The organism is uncultured Sphingomonas sp., from assembly GCF_964250165.1.
Taxonomy (GTDB): domain Bacteria; phylum Pseudomonadota; class Alphaproteobacteria; order Sphingomonadales; family Sphingomonadaceae; genus Sphingomonas.
In genome coordinates, this window is record NZ_CAXUEK010000003.1 from 24967 (window position 1) to 43841 (window position 18875).

Here is an 18875-nt window from a genome sequence, read left to right on the forward strand (position 1 = left end):
TCCGCCTGGGTCGGGCCTGGATCCCCGCCTGCGCGGGGATGACGAGGTAGGAGAAGAGGGCAACCGCCGCGACCGGCTCCACCACTGGAATGGCCCCGGCCGCCCCGGACAGATCGCAAACCGCTCTAGCGCGGCAGCGTCAGGGCGGCTTCCAGCCCGCCTTCCGGCCGATTGGCCAGACTGATGTCGCCACCCGCCTCGCGCGCGATCGAGCGGGCGAGGGCCAGTCCCAGCCCGATGCCGCCGGTGTCGCGGTTGCGCGAGCCTTCCAGTCGGGTGAATGGATCGAACACCTGCTCAAGCTGATCGGCCGGGATGCCGGGGCCCCGATCGGCGACGACCACGGTAACGGCCCGCGGCCCGGGCTCGATCCGGACCTCGGCCGCGCCGGCATAGCGGACGGCGTTCTCGATGAGGTTGCGGACGGCGCGGCGCATCAGCCCGGGGCGCAGGCGCAGCGGCAGCCGCGGCGCCTCGGCGAGCGCCACATCCTGCCCGAGATCGCGGAAATCCTCGACCACCGCATCCACCAGCGCCGCCAGGTCCACCTCCGTCGGCGGCTCGCTCGGCCGCCCCACCCGGGCGAGCGACAGGATATCGTCCAGCGTCCGGTTCATCTCGGCGACACTGTCCGCCATTCGCGCCCGGTCGGTCTCGTCCTCCACCGACTCGATGCGGACCCGCAACGCCGCCAGCGGCGTGCGCAGGTCATGGCCGAGCGCGCCGAGCATCCGGTCCTTCTCCTCCATCATCGCGGAGACGCGCAGCCGCAGCGCGTTGAAGGCGGCGATCAGCTGACGCAGGTCGTCCGGTCCCGACGGCGACAGCGGCGGCGCCGGGGCGACCGGATCGAAACTGCCCGCCGCGCTCGCCAGATCGCGCAGCGGCCGGGAGATGCGCCGGGCGACCCACAGCACCGGCAGCAGGATGACGCCGTAAAGGATCAAGGTCTGCACCAGCAGCGCCACGAGCAGCCGCTCGCCCGCCTCCGGCCATGGCGCGACGATCATCAGCCAGCCGCGCCCGGGCTGCTCGACCGCGATCAGCAGCCGGTCGATCGGGCGCCTCGGGTCGCGCCGGTCGGCATTTTCCGGCCGATCCGGTCGCGCCGCTTGCAGGCCGGTATCGATGCGGCCAGCCCTGACCCCCTGCTCGGCAAGCTGCCGGCGCAGCTCGACGCCCACCTCGGGATGGCGGATCAGCCCCGCCGGCACCGGATCGGCGGCGACGCGGCGGATGCGGCCACGATCGGGCAGGATCGCGCGCCCGCCCTGCGCCTCGCGTTCCAGCGCGTCGGCAAGCCGCGTCGCCACCGGCCGCGTCGCCTGGGCGAGGCGGAACTCGGCCCGGTCCCGCAGCGCCAGCGCGACGTTGATCGCCTGCGCGATGAACAGCGCCAGGGCGATCAGCGTCGCCATCTGCCCCGCGAGGCTGCGTGGCCAGGGCCTCAAAGCCGGGTCACTTCCGCCGAGAGCATGTAGCCGCCGCCCCACACCGTCTTGATGATCTCCGGGGTCTTGGCGTCGCGCTCGATCTTGCGGCGCAGCCGGCTGACCTGGTTGTCGATCGCGCGATCGAAGGCGGCGGCCTCGCGGCCCTGCGTCAAGTCGAGCAACTGGTCGCGGGTCAGCACCTGACGGGGCCGGGTGACGAGCGCCAGCAGCAGGTTGTATTCTCCCGTCGACAGCGGCGCTGAGACGCCCTCGCGGTCGACCAGCGCACGCTCGCCGATCTTCAGCACCCAACCGGCAAAGGCGTAGGCGCCGCTCTCGGGCGGGTGCTGGCGCGCGCCGCCCGCGGCCGCGCGGCGCAGCACCACCTTGGCGCGCACCGCGAGCTCGCGCGGCGAGAAGGGTTTCACGACGTAATCGTCCGCGCCCATCTCCAGGCCGACGATGCGGTCCGTCTCCTCGGCGCGGGCGGTGAGCAGGATGACGGGCACGTCGCTGGTGGCGGCGATGTGGCGGCACAGGCTCAGACCATCCTCGCCGGGCATCATGACGTCCAGGATGACGAGATCGATCGCGTAGGCGGCGAGCCGCACGCGTGCGGCAGCGGCGTCGGCCGCCTGGGTGACGCGAAAGCCCTGCTTGCCAAGATATTGCGCCAACGGCTCGCGGATCGAGCGCTCGTCGTCGACCAGCAGCAGGTGGGGCGTCTCGCCGGCCATGGCGTCAGGATGTAGCATGGCGCGGGCGTCAGGCCAGCGCCGGACGGGGCAGGCCCGTCCGGCGCACCCTGTTACTGTTGCGGCGGCGTGGTGCCGCCCGGGGGCGGTGGGGGTGGGGGCATGTCGCCGCCGCCGCGCATGCCGCCCCGCCCACGCATCCGCTCGCCGATCTGCTGCATCTCGCTTTGATCGATCTTGCCGTCGTGGTTCCGGTCCATCCGGTCGAACCGCTGGCCGGCCTGCGCCAGATATTCCTCCCGGGTGATGACGCCGTCGCCGTTCGCGTCCGCCCGCATCATGGCGCGCGCACCGGCGGCCATGCCGCCACCCGGGGGCTCCTGCGCGATGGCGAGGCCGGCGGCCGTCGCGAGGAAGGCGGCGATGCCAGCGAGCAAGGGCTTCATGGGACGCATCTCCTGTGACCGGTCCGTCCTCGCTAGCGGCGCGATGTCGCGCCGGTGTGTCCGCCGTCTGCCGAAGTGTCGCAAAATGTCGCAGGCTCACGCGAAAATGGCGACACTCTGCATCTCCTCGGCGACCGGCTCGCCAGCGGCGTTCCAGATGCCCATCTGCTGGCTGGAGCTGCCGGCGCTGGCGTAATCGGCGTTGGCGCGCAGCAGCCACCAGCCGTCGTCCGTCCGCGGCGCGGGGCCGAGCAGGTTGAGAATCCACGTCATCGAGCTGACCGGGGCGGGGCCGCCGACCAGCTTCAGGGCGGCGGGTGGCAGGCAATCGGCGATCGCGATCAGCTCCACCATCGGGTCCAGCCCCTCGCGTTCGTTCAGCCGCACCCAGCGCAGCCACTCCGCCACTCCGACGCTGCCGTCGCGTCGGTCGAGGAACTCGAAATTGCGGGTGAAGGATACCGCGCTGTTTCCCTTGAACGTCCGGTCATCCGGGCCGGGCCGCGGAAAATCGGGCGCGCGGCCCTGCCTCAGCTCCACCTTCGACGCGACCGGCCCCATGAACACGAAGGTGGCGCGCAGGCCCAGCCCGGCCTCGCTCTCCACGTCCGCCTGGATGAAGGCGGCGTTGCGCCCGCGCCGGAGCCGCTGCGCGCGGATCAGCACCGGGCCGGCGAGCGGGCCGATGAAGCTGACCTGCGCCGAGCGGAGCGGCGGCAGGTCTTGGTCGGATTGCTGCGCGACGTGCAGCGCCAGCGCCGCCGACAGGCCGCCATAGGCGGTGCGCCCCTGCAGCCAGTTCTCGGGGATCGCGCCGCGCCAGCCATTGTCCTCGATCGGCTCCAGCCCGGCGATGAGGGCGGGGAGCGAGATCATGCGGCGACGCCCGCCAGCCGGTCGCGCAGCTCGCGCTTGAGCACCTTGCCGATCGCGCTGCGCGGCAGCTCGTCGATGACGTGGAGCGCTGACAGCCGCTGCGTCTTGCCGAGCTGCGCGTTCGTCCAGGCGAGGATGGCGTCGGCATCGGCCGTCGCGCCCGGGCGCGGCACGTAAAAGCCGACCGGGGTCTCGCCCCACTGCTCGCTCGGCACGCCGACTACGGTGCCGTCCGCGACGTCGGGATGCTGCGCCAGCACCGCCTCCAGATCGGAGGGGAAGACGTTGAAGCCGCCGGAGATCAGCATGTCCTTCTTGCGATCCATCAGGATCAGGAAGCCGTCCTCGTCGAAGCGGCCGACATCGCCGTGGCGGATGAAGCGGTTGCCTTCCTTGTCGCGCCAGGTCGCCTCCTCGGTGGCGGCGGTGCGGTTCTTGTAGCCCAGCATCATCGCGTTGGCGTTGCGGCCGACCACCTCGCCGACCTCGCCCGGACCGACCTCGTTGCCGTCGTCGTCGATCAGTCGGACATCGACGCCCGGCGCGGGCCGGCCGACGGTGTGCAGCTTGTCCGGAAAGGCCGTGCAGTCGAGCACGGCGCCGCCACCGCCCTCGGTCATGCCGTAATATTCGATCAGCTGGCCGGGCCACCGCTTCACCACAGCGGCCTTGAGCGCGGCGGGAAAGGGGGCGCTGGTGCAGGTCTTCAGCTCGAAGCTGGTGAGGTCGAAATCGTCGAAGTCCGGCACCGCCATCAGGCGCGAATACTGGACGGGCACGAGCATGGCATGAGTGACGCGATGCGCCTGCGCCAGCTCCAGGAAGCGCCGCGCGTCGAACTTCCTCATCAGCACGACGGTGCCGCCGCGCGCGAGTGTCGGCAGGAAGCTGACCAGCGTGGTGTTGGAGTAGAGCGGCGTCGAGCAGAGCGTGACGGACGTGCCGAGCTCGCCCTGGTAGCGCGCCACCTGGCCCCAGCGCATCCGATAGGGCTGGACGATGCCCTTGGGCACTCCGGTCGTACCGGACGAGTAGATAATGTTGAACGGATCGTCCGGGCCGATCGCCACCGGCTCCGGCACCACGCCGGCCGGGGCGAGCCACTCCTCGAACGGCTCGCCGGCATCACCGCCATCGAGCGCGATGCGGCGGCCGTTGACGGCGCGGTCGCCGAGCGTCGCGGCGGCGGCGGCATCCAGGAACAGGTGGTCGGACTCCGAGTCCGCCACCATCGCCGCCATCTGGTCGCCGGTGGATGACGGCGCGATCGGGGCGGGAACGTTGCCGGCCCGCAGCGCACCAAGGAACACCGCGGCAGAGTCGATCGAGGTGCCGGAGATGATCGACACCGCCTGGTGCAGGCGCGCCCCGTCCCGCTGGAGCGCGGCGGCGATCCGGTCCATGCACTGGTCGAGCTCGGCATAGGTCAGCCGGCGATCGTCCATCACCAGCGCCGCGCGTGTCCCGCGCTCGCGGGCATGCGCCCGGATCAGTTCGGGCAAGGTCCCGAACTCGCGCGCCATCAGCGCCTTCGCCGACTCCATCGACCCCTCCTCTCCTAGCGTTGCCTCGGCTACTAGTCGGCACGCGGCGGCGATGCCATACGCGATCTTCGAAATCGGGGAGGACCGCTTGCTGTTCTACGACTCGCCGAACCCCGCGCCCAACCCGCGGCGCGTGCGCATCTTCCTCGCCGAGAAAGGCGTGCGGGTGCCCGTCACGCCGGTCTCGATCACGCGCGGCGAACACAAGGGCGAGGCATACCGCGCGATCAATCCGCTCGGCCAGACGCCGTCGCTGGCGCTCGACAACGGGGTGGTGCTGACCGAGAGCGTGGCGATCTGCCGGTATCTGGAAGGACTGCATCCGCAGCCGCCGCTGTTCGGCCACGGTGCGCTCGGCCAGGCGCTGATCGACATGTGGACCCGGCGGGTGGAGATGCGGCTGATGTTCCCGCTGTCGATGGTGTGGGCGCACACCCACCCGTTCACCGCGCGGGTGGTCAAGCCGCAATATCCCGACTTCGGCGAGAGCCAGCGGCCGCGGGTGACCGGCGCGATGCGCGAGTTAAACCGCGCGCTGGGCGGCCGCGAATGGCTGGATGGCGAGCGATATTCCGTGGCCGACATCGTGCTGCTGACCACGATCGACTTCGCCGCATTCGTCGGCGTGGCCATGCCTGAAGACCTGACTTTCCTCCGCGAATGGCATGCGCGCGCCTCCGCCCGCCCGAGCGCCAATGCATGAGCGCCGGCATGGACGGCGGCGTGGCGATCGTCACCGGCGGCGGCACGGGGATTGGCGCAGCGGTGGTGCGACTGCTCGCCCGGCGGAGCGTGCGCTCCGTCATCAACTATGCGCATAGCCGCGACGAGGCGGAAGCGCTGGCGGTCGAGGTCGGGAACGGCTCGATCGCGGTGCAGGCCGACATCGTCGCGGACGCCGACTGCCGCAAGCTGGTGGAGGCCGCGACCGGCGCGTTCGGGCGAGTGGACTTCCTGGTCAACAATGCCGGCCGCACCAAGTTCGCGGCGCACGAGGATCTTGATGCGCTCGACGCGGAGGACTTCGTCGACATCTACCGGCTCAACACCGTCGCCGCGTTCCAGATGATCCGCGCCGCCGCGCCCGCCCTGCGCGCGAGCGACATGGGCGCGGTGGTCAACGTCGCCAGCGTGGCGGGCGTGTTCGGGATCGGCTCATCGGTCGCTTACGCGGCGTCCAAGGGCGCGCTGCTGACCATGACCAAGAGCCTGGCGCGGGTGCTGGCGCCCGCGATCCGGGTCAACGCCGTCGCGCCTGGCTATGTCGGCACCGGCTGGTTCGAGAAGCGGCTGGGCGAGGAGGGCTTCGCCCGGCTCAACCAGCGCATCGCCGCGTCGACACCGATGGCGATGGCGGCGGGGCCGGACGACATCGCCGGGCCGATCGTCATGCTGCTCGATCCGGCGGGCCGGGTGATGACGGGGGAGACCCTGCTGCTCGACGCGGGAACGCATCTCGACATCGGGCTGAGCCGCCGGCCGGGGCGGGAGGCGTGATCCTCCCCAGGACGAGGAGGGGACCGCCGGCCATCGGCCGGTGGTGGAGGGGGCTCCGTCACAAGCCGATCCCCAACTCGGCGCCCCCGCCACCACCGCTAGGCGGCGGTTCCCCTCCCCGCGAGCGGGGAGGATTTAGCGGGTCGCCGCCGTCTGGCCGAACAGGAGCTTCTTCGCCTCCTCGCTCATCGGCTGCTGGCCCTCGGGACGGACCTCCTTCGCCCTGGCATAGGCGCGCTGGGTCGCCGGGCGCGCCTTGATCGCGGCGTGCCAGCGGGCGAGATTGGGGAAGGCGGCGATGTCCTGGCCCTGCGCCTCGGGGATGATCCAGGGATAGGACGCCATGTCGGCAATTGAATAGTCGCCCGCCACATAGTCGCGATCCGCCAGCCGCCGGTCGAGCACGCCGTACAGCCGGTTGGTCTCGTTGACGTAGCGGTTGATGGCGTATTCCAGCTTCTCGGGCGCGTAGTTGCGGAAATGATGGTTCTGGCCGAGCATCGGCCCGAGCCCGCCCATCTGCCACATCAGCCATTCGGTCGCCTCCACGCGCCGGCGCATGTCGGTCGGCAGGAACTGGCCCGTCCTGTCGGCGAGGTAGAGCAGGATCGCGCCGGACTCGAACACCGATACCGGCTCGCCGCCGTCGGCGGGGGCACGATCGACGATGGCCGGCATCCGGTTGTTGGGCGCGATCCGGAGGAAATCGGGCGCGAACTGCTCGCCCTTGCCGATGTTCACCGGCACGATCGTGTAGGGCAGTCCCGTCTCCTCCAGCAGCATCGTGATCTTGTGGCCGTTGGGCGTGGGCCAGTAATAGAGGTCGATCATGGTGCGAGGTCTCCTGCGGGGGCGGCGTCGGGCAGATGGGGCACGCGCAGCGCGATGATCAAGGCCGCGAGGCCGATCAGCGTGCCCGCGACCAGGAAGGCCATGCCGTCGAACCCGCGCGCCGAGCCCCAGGCGAGGCTCTGCGTCGCGATCAACGGGCCCAGGATCGCCGCCACCGAGTTCATCGAGCCGATGCCGCCCTGCAGCGCGCCCTGCCGCGTCGCGTCGACCAGGCGCGAGAGCAGACCGTTCAGCGCGGGCCAGGCGAAGGCGCCGAGCGCGCCGACCAGAAAGAAGGCGTAGACCTGCCACGGCCGCGTGGTGAAGGCATAGGCGAGGATGCAGCTCGCCCCGCACGCCAGCCCCAGCACCGCCGCGCGCCGCTCGCCGAGCCGCGCGACGACGCGGCCGGTAAGCCCCACCTGCACCAATCCCATCAGCAGCCCCACCCAGGCGAGGCTCCAGCCGATCTCGCGCGCGCTCCAGCCGAAGCGGATCGCGGCCCAGAACGACCAGGTCGAGGGATAGACGATGCTGCCCAGCTGCCACAGGAACCAGGCGACCAGCAGCGGCGCGGCGTTGCCGGCGGCGAACAGCGGCCTGAAGGCGCCGATCACGTGCGAGTCGCGCAGGCGGAACGGGCGGCGGTTCGGCCTGTCCAGCGTCTCGGGGAGCAGGAAGAACATGGCGGCCGCGTTCAGCGCCGCCAGCACCGCCGCCGCCGCGAACGGCACGCGCGGGCCGAACGTCGCGAGCAGCCCGCCCAGCGCCGGCCCCACGACGAAGCCGATGCCGAACGCCGCACCGAGCAGGCCGTAGCCCGCAGCGCGTTTCTCCGGCGGCGAGACGTCCGCGATCACCGCGCCGGCCGGGCCGTAGATCGCCCCCGTGATGCCCGCGATCGCGCGGCCGGCGAACAGCCAGGCCAGCGTCGGTGCGGCCGCCTGCAGGCCATAGTCGATCGAGAAGCAGATCATGCAGGCGAGCAGCACGGGCCGGCGGCCGAACCGGTCGCCGAGGTTGCCGATCACCGGCCCGGCGAAGAATTGCGCGAGCGCGAAGGTGGCGAGCAACCAGCCGCCGACCCGCGTCGCCGCGGGCAGATCGAGATGTCCCAGATGCGTGATGAGCGTCGGCAGCACCGGCGCGATGATGCCGAAGCCGATCACGTCGATCGCCGCCGCCGCGACAACGATCGGGACGGCGCGATGATCGAAGCGGCTCATAGCCACGGACCGCGGAAGCCTGTCACACTAGCGATATGCCGCTGGCGGATCGAGGCAGTTGGATGGCCGCGGGTCAGCGGACAGAAGGCGGGAGCGATCGTCATCCACAATCCATGCCATGAATGCGGCGCGGTATAACAGACTGCCGGTGTGTCACTCCTCCCTCGTCCTCCCCGCAAAGGCGGGGATCCATTCTCGCCATCTTCCGATCACCTCGTAAGGCGGGGATTATGGATCCCCGCCTGCGCGGGGGTGGCAAAAGAGAGAGCCTTTCCCGATCTGACCGACTCCGGGGCGATCGGAGGAACATGCATCACCCGTCGCCTTTGCGTTGCGCCGCGATCCGTGCCACTGAGCGGCATACCCGATCTTCAGATTCGATGGAGTGTCCCGATGGCGACCGCCCCCGACCTCGACCACCCCGTTGCCGACCCGACCGACGCCTTCCGCCAGGAGGCGCGCGCCTGGATCGCGGCGAACTTCCCGGCCTCGCTGAAGGGCGCCGGCAACGCGCTGGCCGGCATCGAAGGCGACACCCAGCCCAGCGCCGACGAGGAAGCGTGGCGGATCGCGATGGGCAAGAAAGGTTGGGGCGTCCCGACCTGGCCTAGGGAATATGGCGGCGGCGGGCTCAGCCGGGCCGAGACGCGCGTGCTCCAGGAGGAGCTGGCCCGCGCCGGCGCGCACAACCCGATCGGCGGCATGGGCGTGATGATGTTCGGCCCGACGTTGCTGGAATACGGCACCGAAGAGCAGAAAAAGAAATATATTCCTGACATCGCGATGTCGAACGTCCGCTGGTGTCAGGGCTATTCGGAGCCGGGCGCGGGATCGGATCTCGCCAACATCCAGACCTTCGCCGAGGACAAGGGCGACCATTACCTGGTCAACGGCCAGAAGACCTGGACGAGCGGTGGCCAATGGGCGGACAAGTGCTTCTGCCTGGTGCGCACCGACAGGAGCCAGAAACATGCCGGCATCAGCTTCCTGTTGATCGACGACATGCATGCGGACGGTATCGAGGTGAAGCCGATCCGGCTGATCTCCGGCCAGTCGCCCTTCTGCGAGACCTTCTTCACCAACGTGAAGGTCTCCAAGGAGAATCTGGTCGGGCGCGAGGGGCAGGGCTGGGAGATCGGCACGCGCCTGCTCCAGCACGAGCGCAGCTCGCTGTCCGGCGGCGGCTCGGCCGGGCGGATGAACGCCGGCGACAGCGTCCCCGGGATCGCCAAGAAATATCGCGGCACGGATGAGAAGGGCCGGCTGAACGACGGCGATCTCAGGATGCGCATCGTCAAGCACGATATGGACACCCGCGCCTTCGCGCTGACGCTGCGCCGCGCCGCGCTGGAGGCCAAATCCAATCAGGGGCCGTCGGCGGCGACCTCGATCATGAAGAATGTCGGCGCGCGCATCACCCAGGATCGCGCCGAACTGGGCGTCGAGATCATGGGCATGCAGGGGCTGGGCTGGGACGGCGAGGGCTTCAGCCCCGAGGAGCTGAGCCAGACGCGCACCTGGCTGTGGGGCAAGGCGGTGTCGATCTACGGTGGGTCCACCGAGATCCAGAACAACGTGATCGCCAAGCGCATCCTGGGCATGCTCGACCACAAATAGGGAGAGGGGCGGGAGGACGGCCGAGCCGGACCTTCCGCCTGGTTTTCGTCACCCCGGGCTTGGCCCGGGGTCCCGCTTCTTCTCGCGGCGGGTCAAGGCAGCGGGACCCCGGCTCAAGGCCGGGGTGACGAATGTTGGGGAATCAGAATGGCCGTCCTGAACGACGAACAAGTGATGTTGCGCGACATGGCGCGCGAATGGGCGGACAACGAGTCCCCCGTCACCGCCTTCCGCAAGATGCGCGCCGCGGCGCCGGCAGCTGGCTACAATCCCGAAGCATGGAAGGCGATCGGGGAGATGGGCTGGGGTGGCATCGTCGTGCCCGAGGAGCATGGCGGCTCCGCCTTCGGCTACCTGTCGCTCGGCCTCGTCGTCGAGCAGCTCGGCCGCAACCTCGCCGCCTCGCCGCTCGCCTCCACCGGCCCCGCCGCGACCGCGATCGCGATGGGCGCGGACGCGGGCGCGAAAGGCGAATGGCTGCCGAAGATCGCGTCGGGCGAGGTCGTCGCGACGCTGGCGATCGACGAAGGCCCGTTCCACGATCCGACCAACCTCAAGACCAGCGTCGAAGGCGGCAAGCTGACCGGGACCAAGGCGTTCGTGGCCGAGGGCGACGGCGCGCAGCTGTTCGTGGTCGCCGCGACGGACGGGCTCTACCTGGTCACGGGCGGAGCCAATGGGGAGGGGGGCGTCACCCGCGCCACCCGGCACATGGCCGACAGCCGCAGCCACGCGCAGGTGACGTTCGATGGCGCGCCGGCGGTGAAGCTGGGCGGCCCCGAGCTGACGACGGCGATCGTCGATCGTGCCACGGCGGTGGTGTGCGCCGAGATGCTGGGCATGGCCGAGCAGGCGTTCGGCGTCACCAACGACTATCTCAAGACCCGCGTCCAGTTCGGCCAGCCGCTGTCGACCTTCCAGGCGCTGCAGCACCGCATGGCGGGCATGTTCACCGAGCTGGAGCTGATGCGCTCGGCCGTGGAAGCGGCGCTGGAGGCGATCGACGCCAGCCGTTCGGACATCGATCAGGCGGTGAGCCTCGCCAAGGCGATCGCGTCCGACACGTTGAAGCTGGTCAGCCGCCAGATGATCCAGCTGCACGGCGGCATCGGCATGACCGACGAGCATGACGCCGGGTTCTACATCAAGCGCTCGGCGGTGCTGGAGGCGATGTGGGGCAACGCCGCCTATCACCGCGAACGGTTCGCGCGGCTGAACGGGTATTGATGCGGGCGGCCTGAGCTTGCGGAAGCAAGCTCAGGACTCGTCACGGCGGGCAGCGGAAAAGCGGCATCGCCGCTTCACGGCTGACGGCGTGGCGCCCCTGTCCAGCCATTTCGAGCGATAAGCGCGCCGCGGCGAAGCCGCGTTGTCGGACGGGCTAACGCCCGCCGGCCGGCCTTGCGCCTCTCGACGTCAGCTACGCTGGCATCGTGGGCGCTTCGGCAAACATGCCGAAGAACAGGCACGACGCATACATCGCGATCGCGCGGTCGCGCGGCATGGTGGCGGCCCATTTGCGCATGTCGAACGCGGCGTTCTGGAGTGCCATGAGCATCTGACTCGCGACGAGGGCGTCGACCGGGCGGACCGAGCCCTCGACGATGCCGTCCATCACCGTGCCCGCATAGCGCCGCGCGATGCCGTTCGACCGGTCGACCATCGCCGTCCGGACCGATGGCGGCAGACCCGACATGGCGGTCGTGCGCAGCAGCGGCGCGCGCTCGGCGAACTGGATATCGAGCAGGGTCGCCACCGCGCTCGTCAGCCGCCGCCAGTGCGCACCGCCCGCGCGGTCGGCTGCGCGCTGCGCGTCCGCAACGGTGTCCAGGCTGCGCTTGTAGCAGGCGATGACCAGCTCGTCCTTGGCATCGAGATGGTGATAGAAGCTGCCCTTGGTGACGTTCAGCTCCGAGGCGATCCGCTGCACGGACGCGCCGCGATAGCCGAGCTCGTTGATCAGCCGCGTCGCCGCCAGCAGGAACTGCGCGCGCGCAGGCTCGCGCTCCTGGTGGGAAAGGTCGAGCAGCTGCGGCTCCCAGCGCGCGCCGGGCACCGCCAGGCCGCGCGCGAACAGGTCCATCAGCCGCCCGTTCACCCGCGGCCACTGCTCGGGCTCGTAGCGCCGGAGCACCACCGTCAGCCAGAAGGTGTTCTCCAGCAGCACGTGCGCGCGCGCGCCGTTCAGGTCCTTGGCCGCGCGCGTCGCGGGCTCGCCCCACAGCGCGCGCGTCCGGCGGAAGACGTCGCGCCAGCCCGCCAGCAGCCGCCCCCGCGCCGGCTCCTCCGTCGCGCGCAGGTCCGACAGCACGGCCATCGGCCGCTCGCCGCCGCCCTCGATCCGCAGCAGCCGTTCGAGATTGAGCTGGAGATAGCGTTCGACCCGGCGCTCGGGCGTCGGCTCGCGCGCCGCCTCGTCCAGCATCGTCAGCAGATAATCGAGCGTGTGCTCGAAGGCGGCCGCCGCCAGCTCCTCCTTGCGCTTGAAATAATAGGTGACGCTGGTCGTGTTCAGCCCGACGCGGCGCGCCACGTCGGCGAAGGTCATGCCCTTCGCGCTCTGCTCGTTGATCGCCTCGGCGGCGGCGGTGAGGATGGCGTCACGCTTCTGGCGGAACCGCGCCGTCCCCTGTCCAGCCTCGCCGATGGCCGGCTGCTCCCCTTCCATGGTGCGGAGCCTATCACGACGACAGGGAAGGGCCAGCGCTTTTCTTGGGGGCGGCGGCTTTACCGAAAAACGGGTACGGGCTAAGCCGCTCGGGCAATATGGTGCAATCGGAGAGGCGGCATGGACTTCACGCTGAGCGAGCGCGAGACGTTTTTCCGGGATCGCGTGAAGGACTTCATCGCCCGCGAGATCGCGCCCCGCAATGACGAGTATCGCCGCCAGGTGACCGAGGGCGAACGCTGGAAGGTGATCCCGGTCATCGAGGAGGTCAAGGAGAAGGCCAAGGCGGCTGGCCTGTGGAACTTCTTCATGCCGCCGCACTCGGGCCAGACCCATGTCGACGACAGTTTCGAGTTCGAGGGCACGCAGCTCACCAACATGGAATACGCGCTGTGCGCCGAAGAGATGGGCAAGCTCGGCTGGTCGTCCGAATGCTTCAACTGCTCGGCGCCGGACACCGGCAACATGGAGGTGTTCCATCGCTACGGCACGCGCGAGCACAAGGAGCGCTGGCTCAAGCCGCTGATGGAGGGCAGGATCCGCTCCGCCTTCCTGATGACGGAGCCGGCGGTCGCCTCGTCCGACGCGACCAACATCGAGACGCGCATGGAGCGCGACGGCGACCATTATGTCATCAACGGCACGAAATGGTGGTCCAGCGGCGTCGGCGATCCGCGCTGCGAGGTCGCGATCGTGATGGGCAAGACCAACCCCGGCTCGTCGCGCCACAGCCAGCAGTCGCAGATCGTCGTCCCGCTGGACACGCCGGGCGTGCGGATCAAGCGGATGCTGAGCGTCTATGGCTATGATCACGCGCCGCACGGCCATGGCGAGGTGGAGCTGAAGGACGTTCTCGTCCCCGTCGAGAACGTCCTGTTGGGCGAAGGCCGCGGGTTCGAAATCGCGCAGGGCCGCCTCGGGCCGGGCCGCATCCACCATTGCATGCGCACGATCGGCGTCGCCGAGACCGCGATCGAGGCGATGGCCAAGCGCCTGCTGTCGCGCGTCGCGTTCGGCAAGACGCTGTCGAGCCACTCGATCTGGGAGCAGCGGCTGGCCAAGGCGCGGATCGACATCGAGATGACGCGCCTGCTGTGCCTCAAGGCCGCCGACATGATGGACAAGGCCGGCAACAAATCCGCCCAGCAGGAGATCGCGATGATCAAGGTCGCGGCGCCGACCATGGCGCTGCAGATCATCGACGACGCGATCCAGGCGCATGGCGGCGGCGGCGTCTCGGGCGACTTCCACCTGGCGAGCGCCTGGGCGTCGATGCGCACGCTGCGCTTCGCCGACGGTCCCGACGAGGTCCACAACCGCGCGATCGCCCGCCACGAGTTCGGCAAATATATGGAATATCGCGTCCAGCCCGGCAACGACCGCGTGTCCTCGGGCGACATGGCGGTCGCGCGCTGATCCTCGACGCCTTCCCGACGAAGGCCGGGACCCAGCATCGATCTGCATCGCACCTGGGCCTCGGCCTGCGCCGGGGAAGCGAAAGGACCCTATGAAAGCCGCTGTCCTGTTCGAAGCCAAGACGCCCCTCCGCATCGAGGACGTCACCGTCGACAAACCGCAGGCGCACGAGGTGCTGATCCGCACCGCGGCGTGCGGGGTGTGCCGCTCCGACCTCCATTTCGTCGACGGCGCCTATCCCGCGCCGATGCCCGGCATTCCCGGCCACGAGGCGGCGGGCGTGGTCGAGGCGGTCGGCGAGGAGGTGCGCACGGTCAAGCCGGGCGACCATGTCGTGACCTGCCTGTCGGCGTTCTGCGGACATTGCGAGTTCTGCGTCACCGGCCGCATGTCGCTGTGTGTCGATCCGGGCGTGAAGCGCGCCAAGGGCGGCCCGCCGCGGCTGATGCTGGGGGCCGGATCGGATAGGCGCCCGGTCAACCAGATGCTCAACCTGTCGTCCTTTGCCGAGATGATGCTCATCCACGAGCATGCCTGCGTGGCGATCGACCGCGACATGCCGCTCGACCGCGCCGCGATCCTCGGCTGCGCGGTGACGACGGGGGCGGGCGCGATCTTCAACGCCGCCAAGGTGGTGCCGGGTGAGACGGTGTGCATCGTCGGCTGCGGCGGTGTCGGGCTCGCCGCGGTCAACGCCGCCAAGATCGCCGGCGCGGGCAAGGTGATCGCGGTCGATCCGGTGCCCGAGAAGCGCGCGCTCGCCGAAAAGTTGGGTGCGACCCACAGCGTCGACGCCAACTCGGCAACCGCGGCCGACGAGGTGATCGAGATCAGCCGCGGCGGCGTCCACCACGCGATCGAGGCGGTCGGGCGCCCGCAGTCCGCCGCCACGGCGGTCAAGGTGCTGCGGCGCGGCGGCGCGGCGACGATCCTGGGCATGATGCCGTTGAGCGAGAAGGTCGGCCTCTCCGCGCTCGACCTGCTGGCCGACAAGAAGCTGCAGGGCGCGCTGATGGGGCGCAACCACTTCCCCGTCGACATCCCGCGCCTGGTCGATTTCTACCAGCGCGGCAGCCTCGACCTCGACACGATCATCGCGGACCGCATGCCGATCGAGCGCATCAACGACGCCTTCGACGAGCTGCGCAAGGGCGACACCACGCGCTCGGTGATCGTGTTCTCGTGAGAGCTTCTTCCCTGTCACCCCGGCCTTGTGCCGAGATCCATTCAAGGCCTTTCCTGACGGCCGGGAACGGCTCGCGACGATATGGCCGGGATCGGGAGTGGATGCCGGCACAGGGCCGGTATGACGGGGAGGGGGAATGACCGACGCTGCACCTTCGGCCAGCATGACCGGCACCATCCCGGTCGACGACAAGGACCGGCTCGACGAGGCGAAGCTCACGGCCTGGATGGCGGCGAACGTCGAGGGCTTCGAAGGCCCGCTCACCTACGCCAAGTTCGCCGGCGGCCAGTCCAACCCGACTTATCGGATCGACAGCCCGTCGGGCGCCTATGTCCTGCGCCGCAAGCCGTTCGGCAACCTGCTCCCCTCCGCGCACGCCGTCGATCGCGAATATCGGCTGATCGCCGGGCTTTACCCCACCGGCTTTCCCGTCGCGCGGCCCCATGGCCTGTGCACGGACGAGGACGTCGTCGGGTCGATGTTCTACGTCATGGGCTTCGCCGACGGCCGCAATTTCTGGGACGGCACGCTGCCCGGCTACGCGCCCGCCGAGCGCACCGCGATCTACAACGGCATCTGCGACACGCTCGCCGTGCTCCACAACACGGACTATCAGGCGGCGGGGCTGGGCGAGTTCGGCCGGCCGGGCAATTACTTCGCCCGCCAGGTCGAGCGCTGGACGAAGCAATATCGCATGTCCGAGACCGAGCACATGCCGGAGGTCGAGCGGCTGATCGAGTTCCTGGCCGCCACCGTGCCCGAGCAGACGCGCACCAGCATCGTCCATGGCGACTACCGCATCGACAACATGATCGTCCACCGGACCGAACCGCGCGTCATCGCGGTGCTCGACTGGGAGCTGTCGACGCTGGGCGATCCGCTCGCCGACTTTTCCTATTTTCTGATGAGCTGGGTGACGCAGCCCGAGGGCCGCTCGGGCGTGATGGGCCGGACGGGGCCGGAGACGGGCATCCCGACGATGGAGGACATGGTCGCGCGCTATTGCGCCGCGACGGGGCGCGACGGTGTGCCCGACCTCAATTGGTATTTCAGCTACAGCCTGTTCCGGCTGACCGGCATCGTTCAGGGCATCAAGAAGCGCATCGTGGAGGGCACCGCCTCGTCCGCCCAGGCCGAGCGATCCGCGGCGGGCGTGTATCGGCTGGCCAGGGCAAGCTGGGAGTTCGCGCAGAAGGCGGGGGCGTAAGCCAATTCCCACTCCCCTTCAGAGGAGAGGGGGGAGCCGCGTAGCGGCGGAAGGGAGAGGAGCTGGCCGATGGGGCGGATGCCAACCGGCGTCCCCCTCTCCCCGACCCTCTCCTCCGAAGGGAAGAGGGAGTAATCATGTCGCAATTCGATCTGACCGGCCGCACGGTCCTCATCACCGGCTCCTCGCGCGGCATCGGCAAGGCCGCCGCGATCGCCTGCGCCGAGCAGGGCGCGACCGTGGTGATCTCCAGCCGCAAGCAGGATGCCTGCGACGCGGTCGCGGCCGAGATCAACCAGCGCTTCGGTACCAAAGGAAATGGGGGCACGGCGATCGCGGTCGCCGCCAACATCTCCGACAAGGCGGCGCTCCAGCACTTGGTCGACGAGAGCCGCCGCGCGTTCGGCCGGATCGACTGCCTGGTCTGCAACGCTGCGTCCAATCCCTATTACGGCCCGCAGGAGGGGATCGCGGACGAGCAGTTTCGCAAGATCCTGGACAACAACATCCTCTCCAACCACTGGCTGATCACCATGGTCGCCCCCGAGATGCGCGAGCGGAAAGAGGGCTCGATCGTGATCGTCTCGTCGATCGGCGGCCTGCGCGGCTCCACGGCAATCGGCGCCTATTGCATCAGCAAGGCCGCCGACATGCAGCTCGCGCGCAACCTGGCGCACGAATACGGCCCCGCCGGCGTGCGCGTGAACTGCATCGCGCCGGGCCTCATCAAGACCGACTTCGCGCGCGCGCTGTGGGAGAACCCGGAGCGCCAGGAGGAGGCGAACCGCCGCGTGCCGCTGCGCCGCATCGGCGAGCCGGAGGAGATCGCGGGCGCGGTGGTGTTCCTCGCGAGCCGGGCATCCGCGTTCATGACCGGGCAGACGATGGTGATCGACGGCGGCGTGACGATCTGAGGCCGGGACGACTGGGGAGAGAAGAATGCGTTTCGAGAACAAGTCCATCATCGTCACCGGCGCGGGCTCCGGCATCGGTCGCGCCGCGGCGACGCTGTTCGCGGCCGAGGGCGGGCGGGTGGTGTGCGCCGACAAGACCGACGGCGCGGACGCGACCGCGCAGGCGATCCGCGACGCCGGCGGGACGGCCGACAGCATCCAGATGGACGCCGGCGCGGAAACGGACGTCCAGCGCACCGTCCAGCTCGCGCTCGATCGGTTCGGCGGGCTCGACGTGATGTTCGCCAACGCCGGCATCTCGGGCGGGATGGCGAACATCTTCGACACCGACGTGGCGCTCATCACCGAGGTGCTGCGCGTCAACCTGATCGGCCCCTATCTGGCGATCAAGCACGCGGCCCCGCGCATCGCCGAGCGGGCGGCCCAACAGAACCGAGGCGGCGCGATCATCCTGACCGCCAGCGTCGCCGGCATCCGCTCCGGCGCGGGCTCGCCGGCCTATTCCGCCTCCAAGGCGGGCGTCATCAACCTCGCCAAGACCGCCGCGCAGCAACTGTCCGGCGCCAACGTCCGCGTCAACGCGATCTGCCCCGGCCTGACCGAGACGGGCATGACCAAGCCGACCTTCGACTATGCGCGCGAGGCGGGGAAGATGGACCGCGTCGGCCGCCTCAATCCGCTGCGCCGCGGTGCCCAGCCCGAGGAACTGGCCCGCGTCGCGCTGTTCCTGGCGTCCGACGACGCCAGCTACGTCAACGGCCAGGCGATCGCGGTCGACGGCGGGCTGTCTTCCAGCCATCCGGTCACGAAGCAGGAATATGGTCGCACGGCGGTGTAGGGAGGGTCAGTTGGTCCGGGCGGCGGGACCCGTCGCCGCCGCCGGGCACCGACAATCAGGCTGCCGCCTGACGCTGCGCGAAGCCGCAGAAATACCCTCGCAGCGATGCGTCGCCGATCGGCGCGATCAGCGCCCGGACGGCCTCGGACACCGCGAGAGCGCCGGTTGCCGGCGCGCCTTGCTGCACGCCCATCGTCCATTGGGCGAACTGTCGCGTGCCGATCACCTCGCGCGCGAGCTGCACGACCGCGAAGTGGCGCGGGTCTGCGCTGATGCGGTCGTAGGTCGCCTGCACCGCTTCGTCCGGCCCCTCGAGCGCCTGGAGGAAGCGGCGGCCGCCGGTGACGAGCAGCCCGGTCACGCCGACAGCGGCGTTATTGCGGCGCGACGTGCGCAGGATATGGTCGACCATCAGCGGCGTGATCGGGCGGCTGGCGGTGCTGATGTAGAGCAGGCGGATCATGAACGCGTTTCCTTCCGC

At 69.8% G+C, this 18875-nt stretch carries 18 protein-coding genes; 9 read left to right on the plus strand and 9 right to left on the minus strand.

The window, feature by feature from the left end; all coding sequences use genetic code 11:
• Positions 1–125: 125 nt before the first annotated feature.
• The 5 genes from ACFE64_RS01020 to ACFE64_RS01040 all read right to left on the minus strand — a co-directional run bounded on the left by ACFE64_RS01020 (position 126) and on the right by ACFE64_RS01040 (position 4994).
• Positions 126–1418, minus strand: a complete 1293-nt coding sequence (locus ACFE64_RS01020; protein ID WP_375390629.1) for an ATP-binding protein — start codon at positions 1416–1418, stop codon at positions 126–128.
• Positions 1419–1447: 29 nt separating this feature from the next.
• A complete protein-coding gene (locus tag ACFE64_RS01025) occupies positions 1448–2188 on the minus strand; it encodes a response regulator (RefSeq protein ID WP_375390581.1) in 741 nt (246 codons plus the stop codon).
• A gap of 53 nt (positions 2189–2241) precedes the next feature.
• Positions 2242–2574, minus strand: a complete 333-nt coding sequence (locus ACFE64_RS01030) for a hypothetical protein (protein WP_375390582.1) — start codon at positions 2572–2574, stop codon at positions 2242–2244.
• A gap of 96 nt (positions 2575–2670) precedes the next feature.
• Positions 2671–3450: an acyl-CoA thioesterase gene (locus ACFE64_RS01035; RefSeq protein ID WP_375390583.1), complete on the minus strand. Its 780-nt coding sequence runs from the start codon at positions 3448–3450 to the stop codon at positions 2671–2673.
• Entirely contained in the window at positions 3447–4994 is a 1548-nt protein-coding gene (locus tag ACFE64_RS01040; protein ID WP_375390584.1) for a class I adenylate-forming enzyme family protein, read from the minus strand. Before ACFE64_RS01040 ends, ACFE64_RS01035 begins: the two co-directional genes overlap by 4 nt.
• A 52-nt stretch (positions 4995–5046) precedes the next feature.
• On the opposite strand from ACFE64_RS01040, the gene ACFE64_RS01045 reads away from it, so the two are divergent.
• On the plus strand, positions 5047–5697 hold the full coding sequence (locus ACFE64_RS01045; protein WP_375390585.1) for a glutathione S-transferase family protein: 651 nt from the start codon (positions 5047–5049) through the stop codon (positions 5695–5697).
• Positions 5694–6491, plus strand: coding sequence for an SDR family NAD(P)-dependent oxidoreductase (locus tag ACFE64_RS01050; protein WP_375390586.1), 798 nt, complete (start codon positions 5694–5696; stop codon positions 6489–6491). Before ACFE64_RS01045 ends, ACFE64_RS01050 begins: the two co-directional genes overlap by 4 nt.
• Before the next feature lie 135 nt (positions 6492–6626).
• On the opposite strand, the gene ACFE64_RS01055 is transcribed toward ACFE64_RS01050, so the two are convergent.
• Positions 6627–7322, minus strand: a complete 696-nt coding sequence (locus ACFE64_RS01055) for a glutathione S-transferase N-terminal domain-containing protein (protein WP_375390587.1) — start codon at positions 7320–7322, stop codon at positions 6627–6629.
• The gene (locus ACFE64_RS01060; protein WP_375390588.1) at positions 7319–8548 is read right to left on the minus strand and encodes an MFS transporter; all 1230 of its coding nucleotides are present in this window, start codon (positions 8546–8548) and stop codon (positions 7319–7321) included. Before ACFE64_RS01060 ends, ACFE64_RS01055 begins: the two co-directional genes overlap by 4 nt.
• 393 nt (positions 8549–8941) lie before the next feature.
• Here ACFE64_RS01060 and ACFE64_RS01065 point away from each other — a divergent pair, with 393 nt between their 5' ends.
• Together ACFE64_RS01065 and ACFE64_RS01070 are read left to right on the plus strand one after the other, a co-directional pair.
• Positions 8942–10165 carry an acyl-CoA dehydrogenase family protein gene (locus ACFE64_RS01065; RefSeq protein ID WP_375390589.1) on the plus strand — a complete coding sequence of 408 codons (1224 nt, stop codon included), beginning with the start codon at positions 8942–8944 and terminating at the stop codon, positions 10163–10165.
• 147 nt (positions 10166–10312) lie between these two features.
• A complete protein-coding gene (locus ACFE64_RS01070) occupies positions 10313–11392 on the plus strand; it encodes an acyl-CoA dehydrogenase family protein (RefSeq protein ID WP_375390590.1) in 1080 nt (359 codons plus the stop codon).
• A 193-nt stretch (positions 11393–11585) separates the two neighbouring features.
• Here the strand turns inward: ACFE64_RS01070 and ACFE64_RS01075 are convergent, their stop codons facing one another.
• Positions 11586–12833, minus strand: a complete 1248-nt coding sequence (locus ACFE64_RS01075) for a TetR/AcrR family transcriptional regulator (RefSeq protein ID WP_375390591.1) — start codon at positions 12831–12833, stop codon at positions 11586–11588.
• A gap of 120 nt (positions 12834–12953) precedes the next feature.
• Here ACFE64_RS01075 and ACFE64_RS01080 point away from each other — a divergent pair, with 120 nt between their 5' ends.
• From ACFE64_RS01080 to ACFE64_RS01100, 5 genes are all read left to right on the plus strand, one after another.
• The gene (locus ACFE64_RS01080) at positions 12954–14249 is read left to right on the plus strand and encodes an acyl-CoA dehydrogenase family protein (protein ID WP_375390592.1); all 1296 of its coding nucleotides are present in this window, start codon (positions 12954–12956) and stop codon (positions 14247–14249) included.
• Positions 14250–14340: 91 nt separating this feature from the next.
• Complete coding sequence (locus ACFE64_RS01085) at positions 14341–15435, plus strand: Zn-dependent alcohol dehydrogenase (protein WP_375390593.1); 1095 nt, start codon at positions 14341–14343, stop codon at positions 15433–15435.
• Between the two features lie 136 nt (positions 15436–15571).
• A complete protein-coding gene (locus tag ACFE64_RS01090; protein WP_375390594.1) occupies positions 15572–16642 on the plus strand; it encodes a phosphotransferase family protein in 1071 nt (356 codons plus the stop codon).
• 137 nt (positions 16643–16779) lie between these two features.
• A complete protein-coding gene (locus ACFE64_RS01095) occupies positions 16780–17556 on the plus strand; it encodes an SDR family NAD(P)-dependent oxidoreductase (protein ID WP_375390595.1) in 777 nt (258 codons plus the stop codon).
• A gap of 25 nt (positions 17557–17581) precedes the next feature.
• Positions 17582–18394 carry an SDR family NAD(P)-dependent oxidoreductase gene (locus ACFE64_RS01100; RefSeq protein ID WP_375390596.1) on the plus strand — a complete coding sequence of 271 codons (813 nt, stop codon included), beginning with the start codon at positions 17582–17584 and terminating at the stop codon, positions 18392–18394.
• Positions 18395–18449: 55 nt separating this feature from the next.
• Here ACFE64_RS01100 and ACFE64_RS01105 read toward each other — a convergent pair whose 3' ends face one another.
• Entirely contained in the window at positions 18450–18857 is a 408-nt protein-coding gene (locus tag ACFE64_RS01105) for a BLUF domain-containing protein (RefSeq protein WP_375390597.1), read from the minus strand.
• Positions 18858–18875 lie beyond the last annotated feature (18 nt).

Coding starts and splice junctions, on each gene's coding strand:
- ACFE64_RS01020 (WP_375390629.1), bottom strand. CDS start 1,418: ATGGCGACGCTGATCGCCCTGGCGCTGTTCATCGCGCAGGCGATCAAC.
- ACFE64_RS01025 (WP_375390581.1), bottom strand. CDS start 2,188: ATGCTACATCCTGACGCCATGGCCGGCGAGACGCCCCACCTGCTGCTG.
- ACFE64_RS01030 (WP_375390582.1), bottom strand. CDS start 2,574: ATGAAGCCCTTGCTCGCTGGCATCGCCGCCTTCCTCGCGACGGCCGCC.
- ACFE64_RS01035 (WP_375390583.1), bottom strand. CDS start 3,450: ATGATCTCGCTCCCCGCCCTCATCGCCGGGCTGGAGCCGATCGAGGAC.
- ACFE64_RS01040 (WP_375390584.1), bottom strand. CDS start 4,994: ATGGAGTCGGCGAAGGCGCTGATGGCGCGCGAGTTCGGGACCTTGCCC.
- ACFE64_RS01045 (WP_375390585.1), top strand. CDS start 5,047: ATGCCATACGCGATCTTCGAAATCGGGGAGGACCGCTTGCTGTTCTAC.
- ACFE64_RS01050 (WP_375390586.1), top strand. CDS start 5,694: ATGAGCGCCGGCATGGACGGCGGCGTGGCGATCGTCACCGGCGGCGGC.
- ACFE64_RS01055 (WP_375390587.1), bottom strand. CDS start 7,322: ATGATCGACCTCTATTACTGGCCCACGCCCAACGGCCACAAGATCACG.
- ACFE64_RS01060 (WP_375390588.1), bottom strand. CDS start 8,548: ATGAGCCGCTTCGATCATCGCGCCGTCCCGATCGTTGTCGCGGCGGCG.
- ACFE64_RS01065 (WP_375390589.1), top strand. CDS start 8,942: ATGGCGACCGCCCCCGACCTCGACCACCCCGTTGCCGACCCGACCGAC.
- ACFE64_RS01070 (WP_375390590.1), top strand. CDS start 10,313: ATGGCCGTCCTGAACGACGAACAAGTGATGTTGCGCGACATGGCGCGC.
- ACFE64_RS01075 (WP_375390591.1), bottom strand. CDS start 12,833: ATGGAAGGGGAGCAGCCGGCCATCGGCGAGGCTGGACAGGGGACGGCG.
- ACFE64_RS01080 (WP_375390592.1), top strand. CDS start 12,954: ATGGACTTCACGCTGAGCGAGCGCGAGACGTTTTTCCGGGATCGCGTG.
- ACFE64_RS01085 (WP_375390593.1), top strand. CDS start 14,341: ATGAAAGCCGCTGTCCTGTTCGAAGCCAAGACGCCCCTCCGCATCGAG.
- ACFE64_RS01090 (WP_375390594.1), top strand. CDS start 15,572: ATGACCGACGCTGCACCTTCGGCCAGCATGACCGGCACCATCCCGGTC.
- ACFE64_RS01095 (WP_375390595.1), top strand. CDS start 16,780: ATGTCGCAATTCGATCTGACCGGCCGCACGGTCCTCATCACCGGCTCC.
- ACFE64_RS01100 (WP_375390596.1), top strand. CDS start 17,582: ATGCGTTTCGAGAACAAGTCCATCATCGTCACCGGCGCGGGCTCCGGC.
- ACFE64_RS01105 (WP_375390597.1), bottom strand. CDS start 18,857: ATGATCCGCCTGCTCTACATCAGCACCGCCAGCCGCCCGATCACGCCG.